This window comes from Flavobacterium algicola (assembly GCF_022399565.1).
GTDB lineage: Bacteria > Bacteroidota > Bacteroidia > Flavobacteriales > Flavobacteriaceae > Flavobacterium > Flavobacterium algicola.
On sequence record NZ_JAJTUT010000001.1, the window covers coordinates 1073969 to 1084083 of the forward strand.

Consider the following 10115-nt stretch of genomic DNA (forward strand, 5'->3'; position numbering starts at 1 on the left):
GTCAAACCCTTTGTGCATTATAGGTCCGAAACTTTGAGACACCAAAACCTTTGGTTATCTTTGCAATAAAAAAATTCTGTTGTCACAAAAAATTGCCATCACTGCCCTAGCCTCTATTTCCCCTTTAGGATCAAATTCTGAAACGATTTGGGAGAATTATTTAAATGCTAACACTTGCTTTTCAAATCAACTTTTGGACCATCAAGAGACAATTGTTGGCGCTATAAGCGAAGCAGATTCTGAAGCGATAAAAGATTTAAGCGAGTCGGACACAAAATACAAGTCACTAGATAAGACAGTATTGTTTGCCATTAGAGCCTCACGCAAAGCTATTGCACAAGCAGGTTGGGTTAAAGGTGATGATTTCGGAATTAATTTTGGTTCCTCTAGAGGCGCAACTGAATTATTCGAAAAACATCATCGTGATTATTTAGCGTCAGGCAAAGCACAAACGTTGGCCTCTCCTACTACAACTTTGGGAAATATTTCCTCTTGGGTTGCACATGATTTACAAACTACTGGCCCCGAAATCTCTCACTCAATCACTTGTTCTACTGCATTACATTCCATGCTTAATGGTATCGCGTGGTTACGAGCTGGTATGGCTACAAAATTTTTGGTGGGTGGTAGTGAAGCTCCTTTAACCGATTTTACGATTGGGCAAATGCGCGCATTAAAAATTTATTCGAATAGCAAAGAACAGTATCCCAACAGAGCATTAGATTTCGATAAAAAACAAAATACAATGATTTTGGGCGAAGGAGCCGCTGTGTGCTGTCTGGAGCTGGGTCAGAAAGATAATGCTTTAGCTTATGTTGAAAGTATCGGATATGCAACAGAAATTTTGGAACACAATATTTCAATTTCTGCTGAGGCCATCTGTTTTCAAAAATCAATGAAAATGGCGCTACAAAATACTGATTTAAAAACAATTGACGCCATAGTTATGCACGCTCCGGGAACCATCAAAGGAGACATAACAGAATATAAGGCAATCCAAAAAATATTTGGAGATGAACTCCCTTTACTAACGACCAACAAATGGAAAATTGGCCATACTTTTGGCACCTCTGGAATGTTAAGCATCGAACTTGCGATATTAATGTTACAAAAAAATCAATTTATTCCTGTTCCTTTTACTGAAATACAAGTACAAAAAAGATCTTTAAAAAAGATAATGATAAACGCTGTTGGTTTCGGAGGAAATGCAGTTAGTATCTTACTCACCCTCTAGAAAAATTACCTCATAAAGCATTTTCTAAAATTGACTGAATGGTAAACTAACGCTCCTATTTCAAAAAAGTTGACATGTTTGCTATAGTCTTTTTACTTCAATTGGCAGCAGTTACAAATATATTTTTATTTGTAACTGACTGACGAGTAAACCAATATAAAGCAGCTGCTTTAAATCGCTTCTAAACTTGCTTATTATTATTTAGATTAAATATAAATAATTAATACATTTGCCGTCTCTAAGGAAATAGTCTATCCATTTTCAGTCTTAAAACAGCAACCCTTTTTTGTGCTTTTTTAATTCGAAAGAGATAAGATTGAACCACAGATTGCAACTATTGAGAATAATATATTAAATAATAATTGATGAAGATTACGTTAAAAGAGGTTAATTGGTTAAAGAATTTGAAAATTATTGTAGTATTTCTAATTTTACTACAAGCACCAATTCTTAGTGCACAAAATTACAGCAGTCAAATCCTAGGAATTACAAAAAATCAAAGTGACAAGATAGTTGGTAATGCTACAATTCAAATTAAGGGAACGCAGTTAGGGACATCGTCAAATGATCAAGGTCGATTTTCAATAGCAGTTCCTAGTGGTAAAATTACTGTAATTGTGTCTTCTATCGGATACAAGTCATTAGAGAAAACCGTAATACTAAAAACTGATGAGACAGTTTCACTTACATTCGAACTGAAAAAAAACTTAGAAGATCTTGATGAAGTAATTATCAATGCGCAAGTGGCTAAAGAGAAAGTGGCCATCAGCTCAGGATCTGCAACTAAATCAAATATAAGTTTAATGAATACGCCAGCTCCTATAGTGGTAGTTGCAGGTTATTTATTGGACCAGCAAGCCAATAGTACCATACAAGAGAGTATAAGAAATGTGAGTGGGGTTACGCAAGCAGGAAACAATTATAATATTGGTGACAACCTTATAATAAGAGGACTCGATGCTAATTATGCCTATGACGGAATGTATGGTGGTGGAAGTTTGGGAAATACATTTAATCCCGTGCGTTCGCAAACCAATATCGAAAAAATAGAAGTCTTAAAAGGACCTTCTACCGGACTTTACGGAATGGGGGCTGCAGGTGGAATCATAAATTTGATCGAAAAAAAGCCATTGGACTTTGAGCAATATACTTTGGAATCCCGCTTTGGAAATTGGGGACATTACCGCATAATGGCCGATTTAACTGGGCCGTTGGCAAAAAATTTAAGTTACCGATTGGTAAGTGCATCTGAGAGTGAGGAAGGCTACAGGGACATTTCATCTCAACGCTTTGAAACATACGGAACCTTGCGCTATACTACCAAAAAACAGGAGTTAACTGTGTCCTCCGCTTATATTGAAGATGCTGTACAAATTGATGCTACAGGAAATCCAGTGCGATTAATTACGCCTAATGTTCTCGGTGATCCAAATGCGGGAGGTTATAGCTGGGAGAATTTGCAAAATGATCCTACACTTGACAAAAATGGTAATTTTACAGGATTACAGTTAAGCGATGACCAGCGAAAGACTTTGGCAAACTCACTACTGAATTCAGATGGAACAGAACCGTTTGATATCGGTGATGCAACATTAGTATCTCCACTATCAACACCAAATGAAGGCGTTGAATCTAGAATAAAATTACGTCACGAATGGAAGCCATCTGCAGCTTGGACAATTACAAACCAGTTTCTCTATCGCAATTATAAATCTAATTATGTGCGCCAAACTGGAGCATTAAATTATGTTTACTGGGCAACTAGTGGGGTAATAAATGATGACCCAAGAGCACCATTGGTTGAGAATGATGTTTTATATCCTTATGCCGCGCGTAGGCAAGAATACCGTATTGTGGATGCAAAAGAAAAAATGTTTCAGTATTTTGGCGATTTTAAAAATACTTGGGGAGCGGAAAATAAATTTCATGGGGAGCACATGTTAAGTATCAATTTCGAAAACAGGGATATTAACTTCACACAGTACAACACTTGGGATGCAGATGACAGTAGAGCGACAAACCCAGTACCCTACATTTACGATATTAGAAATCCAAACTGGGGCAGTGGTTCAATTTGGGATTACAACCCAATATTAGGAACACAGTATGAGAAAAAAGTAAAAGCTTGGGGTACAGGATTACAAGAGGTATTGTACTATGATAAATTTACGGCTCGAATGGGAGGTGCTTTTCTAGGTACGATTCAAAACTACCAAGACATCTATGCATTAGGACCCTATGTCGATTTTGATGATTCTGGATTCGCATATAATTTTGGCCTAAATTACAGACCAATAGACCAGCTTTCACTTTTTGCAAATTACGCTGCGGGAAGAACTGTTTATGCAGTAACTTCATCCCTCGATGGTGACGATCGTCCAGATTCAGAATCTTTATCTATTGATTTTGGATTGCGTTACAAATCATTAAAAAATGATTTTCTTGCCTCAGTAGTATTCTTTCAGACTGCAACTACCAATTTGCAATATTCAAATGATGATTATGACGATGATCCAGGATCTTCTGCATACAACATCTCTGTACCAGAATATTTCTATGATCAAGAGAACAGAACTAGAGGAGTCGAAATTGACATTAATTATGCGGCTACCAATTTATTATCTTTTAATGCAAATGCTACTTTTCAAGACCCAAAAACCTTGGAGGCGAGCACCGTTACAAATGAGCAAAGTACAGGTGTACCAAAAACTTATGCTCGATTGTGGAGTCAATACAAGATTTTAATTGGTAAAAATCGCAATGTAATGAGCTTGAACTTTGGAGTAAATTATGAAAGTGAGCGGTCTATTACAGGTTATGGACTTAATGCACATGTAGATGAATATGTAATTTATGATACAGCTCTGGGATACAATTTAAGCAAAAACTGGAATCTAAAATTAAATGTTGCCAATCTCTTCAATACAAGGTATTACATAAAAGCTATGTATGCTGGAGGCCTACCAGGCGAAACTAGAAACTTTCAAGGAACAGTAAAATATACTTTTTAATACAATACTCAATTTAACAAAATGGGCTTTACATCACGTAAAGCCCATTTTTTTTGTCATAATTTTAGTTTTATAAATCAATCAATTTTCATTGCCTTCTCCTTTTTCTAACTGTGTTACCTTATCGTAGATTAAAAAAGATTCAAATCCTCGTCTCAAGAAATAATCACAGAATTTTTTACGTTTCTTCAACTTATTATTTTCAAATAATAATTCCCAAAATCGTTCTGTCCACTGATCAAAATTCTCATCATACTCCTCCTCTATCTCCTTTAAAGCGATTTTGATGAGCGTTTGATTAATACCTTTCATCTTTAATTCATTGGTAATTCTATTTTTCCCCCAATGTTTAATACGGTGTTTGCCTCGAGCAAAACTTCGAGCAAAACGTTCTTCATTAAGGAATTTATCATTAATCAATTGAGCAATAACTTCTTGCTTCTCATTCTCATCTAATTGCATTTCCCACAATTTGGAAATTACTTCTTGATGGCAACGGTCTTGATAAGCGCAGTAATGCTCTAATTTCTTAACGGCCTCTCTTATGGTATAGATCTCTTTCATCTCAATTGGTAAAATAAGGCATAATATCTAAAATACACAATCACTTTTCCACTTTAAACGTTTGGGTTAAAAAATTTTGCTTAAAAAGCAAGCACTACAAAAATATTATAAATGACTGCTTAAAAATAATTGCGAATTATAAAACCAAAAATTATTCTTTATCGTATATCGAAAAACAAGTAGCAGTCTAAACCTTTCTGTTACATGTATATGAGTAGTTAACGCGAATAAAAATCATAACAATTTGATGAATATCTATGAATAGTCGTATTTCAACTGCTTAATATGTCGTTTAGACGAGTTTACTTTCGTTATGCAGTAAAATGAAATAATTTTGTACCTCAATCCATTTTATATTTAACTGATATAAAATTATTGAATAACGATTTGCCCCCAAATCAAACCGATAAACCTATGAAAAAAATCTACTTTAAGAATAATAATTTTGTATCATCTAGTATCACTAAATTATTTACTTTATGCTTACTTGTACTTATTAATCCTACTTCAGTAGCTAACAATGCAGTTTCATCACTAACCGATACAAACTTTACTGCTATAACTAATATTACATTACATAGCAGTGAAAAAAATAACCCTTCAGCAATTGCTGCCCCAGGAGATGAAGTTTCGTACGGAACAGACTCATGGATAGGGTATGTGTATGCAAGTACTAACGGAGGGAACCCTCCTAGTAATGCTTTTACTACTAGCTATGTTGGTTATGTCAATCGAGATACAAAATTTGATCAAGATTTAGGTAGTGGATCAATTACAGGAACTAATTTGACGAGTTCTTATTCCGACTATTTTGCTATTCGTTATAAAATGAATAAATCCATGCCTGCGGGGAATTATACTTTTACAGTTGGAGGTGATGATGGGTATCGATTGAGTTTAGATGGAGGTTCATCATATGTTGTTAACGTTTGGAATAATCATGCCTACTCCTCTAGGACTTACACCGTTTATTTAAGCGGGAGCACAAATTTTGTGTTAGAATATTTTGAAACTGCTGGATTGTCTCGTGTGTCATTTGATTATACTTATTGTCCAACTTCTGCGGGAACTTTGTCTGGAGATCAATACATATGTAGGTATAGTCCAAACAACACAACAACTTTTAGCTCTACTGTTCCGGAAGGTACATGGTCGAGTAGTAATACTGCAGTAGCTACTGTTAATTCAACTACAGGTGTTGTCACCGGATTAACTAATGGAACAGCAACAATTTCTTATAAAACCAGTACAAGTTGCACAAGTTCATACACTTCCACTAGAGTGGTTTACGTAGCCAATAGTCCTGGGGCTGGTCCAACAAGTTTAAGTGGTTCGACAAGTCAATGTGTTAACTCAACAACGACTTATACTATTACTGCAGACCCGTACTCCTATGCCTACATTTGGAGTTATCAAGGGACAGGGGCTACCATAACTCCTGCAGCGGATGGCCTATCTGCTAGTGTAACATTTAGTACGACAGCCACGTCAGGAAATATGAGGGTACAGAGTACGAATGCTTGTGGTACGGATAATGGCGGAAAATATTTGTATGTAACAATTGTACAGGCACCTGGTAGCCCATCTACTGGTAGCCCTGATAGCGCAACGTGCACGGGCTTTACTGCAAGATGGAACACAGCAAGTAACGCAACATCTTATAGTATTGATGTAGCAACAGATAGTGGTTTTACAAATATTGTTTCGGGATATAATAATTACAATGCTGGAAATAATTTAGCTTTAGTTTTGACAGGATTGAGTGCTGGTACTACTTATTATTACAGAGTGAGAGCAATAGGTACGTGTGGTACAAGTGCCAATAGTACTACAATGACCTATACTACTTCTGCTTCTCCTGCTTCAACACCAGTAATAACTAGTCCTACTAATTCGAATTGTACTAATGGTCTGCAGTTGAATTGGACTCAAGTTACTAGTGCTACTGGTTATTACGTTGATATTTCTACTAGCAGTACTTTTTCTTCATTTGTAAGTGGGTTCAATAATTATCAGGTGGGTTATCAAACCAATAATGTTTACGTGAGCGGATTAACGTCAGGGGTAGTTTACTATTATAGAGTCAGAGCTTATACCGCTTGTAGCACAACGGCATCATCTAATATAATATCATTTTCTCTTGGTTCAGTTGGAGGTACTGTATCTTCAGCTCAAACAATTTGCTCTGGTACTGCAGCATCAGATTTGACTCTATCTGGTTATACAGGAACCATTTTAAGATGGGAAAAATCATCTGACTTTTCTTTTACAAGTCCAATTACAATTTCCAATACATCTGCGACTTTATCAAGTGCCGCCATTGGAACCTTAGCTTCTACAACCTATTTTAGAGCGGTAGTACAAAATGGAACTTGTTCTACAGCAAATTCTAATTCTGCTAAAATCACCATTAAGACTCCTGTACCAAACGATCCATCAACCAATTCTGTGGTATGTGATGGTTTTACAGTACTATTTAATGGTAACGAATCTGGAAATGAGTATTATTTAGAAGTTGCAACCACTTCCTCATTTACTGCGGGAACCTTTGCAACGGGTTACCCTATGAATGTTGGAACAAATAACAAGCCCACTGTTACTGGCTTGACGCCAAATACGACTTATTACCTTCGAGTAAGAGGTATGAGTACGACGGGTACTCCTAGCTGTACCAGTGCTTATTCAGGTACTTCATCAGTGACGACATCAGCAGGAACAGCTGCTCCTGTTCAAAATAGTACAAGTTCATCAAGCTGTGATGGATTTCAAGTGAACTGGAATTTATCAGGATCTGGAACTTATACCGCAACAGCTTATTATTTAGATATTGCTACCACAAGCACTTTTGATGCTGGAACCATTGTGAGAAACAATGTAAGTATAGGAACTAGTCGTATCTATACGGTAACGGGTTTAACAGGTGGAACGTATTATACTAGAATAACTGCTTCTGGACCTTGCGGAACAAGTACATACAGCGGAACTCAAACAGGTACGGTTTTTAGCACTACGACTCCAACCATTAGTGCGGTGACACAACCAAGTTGTACTACTACAAACGGTACTTTGACCATAACCAATTACAGCACAGGAAATACGTATACTGTAACACCTAGCACTGGTGTCGTAATGAATGCAGGAAGTATATCTGCTCCAACAGGTAGCTATACACTTACTGCAACAAATATAGTTAGCCCATACTGTACGTCATTGCCGGTGTCATTTACTGTAAATGCGCAACTTGCAAAAGAAGTAACTCCGACCTTGGGAACAACAGTTCAACCAACTTGTTTAGTTCCGACCGGAAAGGTAACTTTAAATAGCCTGCCATCAACTGGTACATGGACGATAACACAATCTGGAACTGTGAGTGCCACGTATACAGGAACAGGGACAAGTAAACTAATCGATAATTTAGCAGCAGGTACCTATACTTTTACTGTATCAGCAACTGCAGCTTGCCCATCATTAAGTTCTGCAACATTAAAAATTACTGCAATAGAAACAAAAACTTGGAATGGTACTGGCTGGTCTGGTCCTGTTACAGGAAGTACTGAGCCAACCATTGAAAATAATTTGCTTTTTACTGGTAATTATACAGTAGATACAAATGTAACGGGATGCTCATGTACTGTTAACAATGGCGCTTCCGTTACCATGCTAGCAGACAAAGTTATGAAGATTTACAATCAAGTTCAAGTTGAAACTGGAGGATCAATAACTTTTAAAGACCGTTCGAGTCTGGTTCAAATAAATGATGCTGCTGTAAATTCTGGATCTATCACATACATAAGATACACGACTCAAATCACCAATTTTGATTATACATATTGGTCTTCCCCTGTTATAGGTCAAAAATTGAGTGTTTTATCTCCTGATACATTTTACGATAAATATTATTCATTAAATGCTGCTGCCAATTCTTGGACCTTAGAAAATAGAGATAACTTAATGACCGTAGGTAAAGGGTATATCATCAGAGGACCTGAGTACTATAAGGCTCCAGCAGTTCCTGGTTTATTTGATGGTACTTTCTTTGGTGTGCCTAATAATGGTGTAATCAAAGTAACAATTGGAGGAGCGGGAACTACCAATTTAATAGGTAACCCTTATGCATCAGCGATAGATGCAGATACATTCATAGCAAAAAATAGTAGCTCAATCGAAGGAACTCTATATTTCTGGACACACAATACAGCTATACAGTTAGCAAGTAACATTACAAATGGTACTGCTGGTTCTGGAGTGCTTGCCTACACATCAGATGATTATGCTTCGTATAATTCAACAGGAGGCACAGCTACTGCTCGTAGTACAACTGGAAGCAGCGCTGGTGTTATACCGACAGGTAAAATTGCAGCTGGTCAAGGGTTTATGGCTATAGGAAAATCTACTGTCGATGCCGAGTTTAATAATAGTATGCGTCTAGATGGTGTTTCAGGTACTACCCTTGTCAATTCACAGTTTTTCAAAACTACCTCAAGTGCAAAAGCGACAGCTAAAACAGCAGCAATTACTTTAATTGAAAAAAATAGATTGTGGCTTAATCTTGCCAATACACAAGGTGCCTTTAAACAAATTTTAATAGGTTATGTTACTGGCGCGACCAACGATTATGAGTCAGCGTATGACGGAGTTACATTTAACGCTAACAGTTATGTGAATTTCTACAGTATCAACAATAAATTCCCGTTTAGTATTCAAGGAAGAGCAATTGCAACACAAGAATATGATAATGTACCACTAGGTTATAGTTCTAAAATTGAAGGGGATTTTACAATTGGTATCGATAGCACAGATGGAATCATTAGCAATCAAATTGTATATTTGGAAGACAAGCTATTAGGAATCAACCACAACTTAACTGAACAGGCCTATAGCTTTACAACTGCGGTAGGAACTTTTGATGATCGATTTGTAATTACTTATAAAGCAAAAACAACCTTATCTGTCGATAATCCTGAAATCACTGAAAAAAATAATGAAGTGTATGTTACGCAAAAAGAAAATTTAATCGATATCCACTCACAGTCAGAGCTGATTACAGAAATTTCGATGTATGATATCACCGGGAAATTAGTCACCTATAAAACAAAAGTAAACAGTCAAGATATTTCTCTGTCGAAAATAGCTAATTCAGTTCAAGTTTTTATTCTACGAATTAAGTTAGAAAATGGTGAAATAGTAAATAAAAAATTTGTACAACAGTATAATTAATTTCACCTACTATAATTAAAAGAGCCCTCAATAATTAGTAAAATATTGAGGGCTCTTTTAATTTAATGCAATAGCGACTTGAAATTGTG

The 10115-nt window shown here is 36.4% G+C and carries 4 protein-coding genes; 3 read left to right on the forward strand and 1 reads right to left on the reverse strand.

Features of this window, described 5'->3' with window-relative positions:
- Positions 1-79 precede the first annotated feature (79 nt).
- A complete protein-coding gene (locus tag LXH21_RS04675; protein ID WP_239863065.1) occupies positions 80-1234 on the forward strand; it encodes a beta-ketoacyl synthase N-terminal-like domain-containing protein in 1155 nt (384 codons plus the stop codon).
- 365 nt (positions 1235-1599) lie between these two features.
- Positions 1600-4245: a TonB-dependent receptor gene (locus LXH21_RS04680; RefSeq protein WP_239863066.1), complete on the forward strand. Its 2646-nt coding sequence runs from the start codon at positions 1600-1602 to the stop codon at positions 4243-4245.
- An 81-nt stretch (positions 4246-4326) separates the two neighbouring features.
- Here LXH21_RS04680 and LXH21_RS04685 read toward each other — a convergent pair whose 3' ends face one another.
- The gene (locus LXH21_RS04685) at positions 4327-4809 is read right to left on the reverse strand and encodes a regulatory protein RecX (RefSeq protein WP_239863067.1); all 483 of its coding nucleotides are present in this window, start codon (positions 4807-4809) and stop codon (positions 4327-4329) included.
- Between the two features lie 414 nt (positions 4810-5223).
- Between LXH21_RS04685 and LXH21_RS04690 the strand changes: the two genes are divergently transcribed.
- Entirely contained in the window at positions 5224-10026 is a 4803-nt protein-coding gene (locus tag LXH21_RS04690) for a hypothetical protein (protein WP_239863068.1), read from the forward strand.
- Positions 10027-10115: the final 89 nt, after the last annotated feature.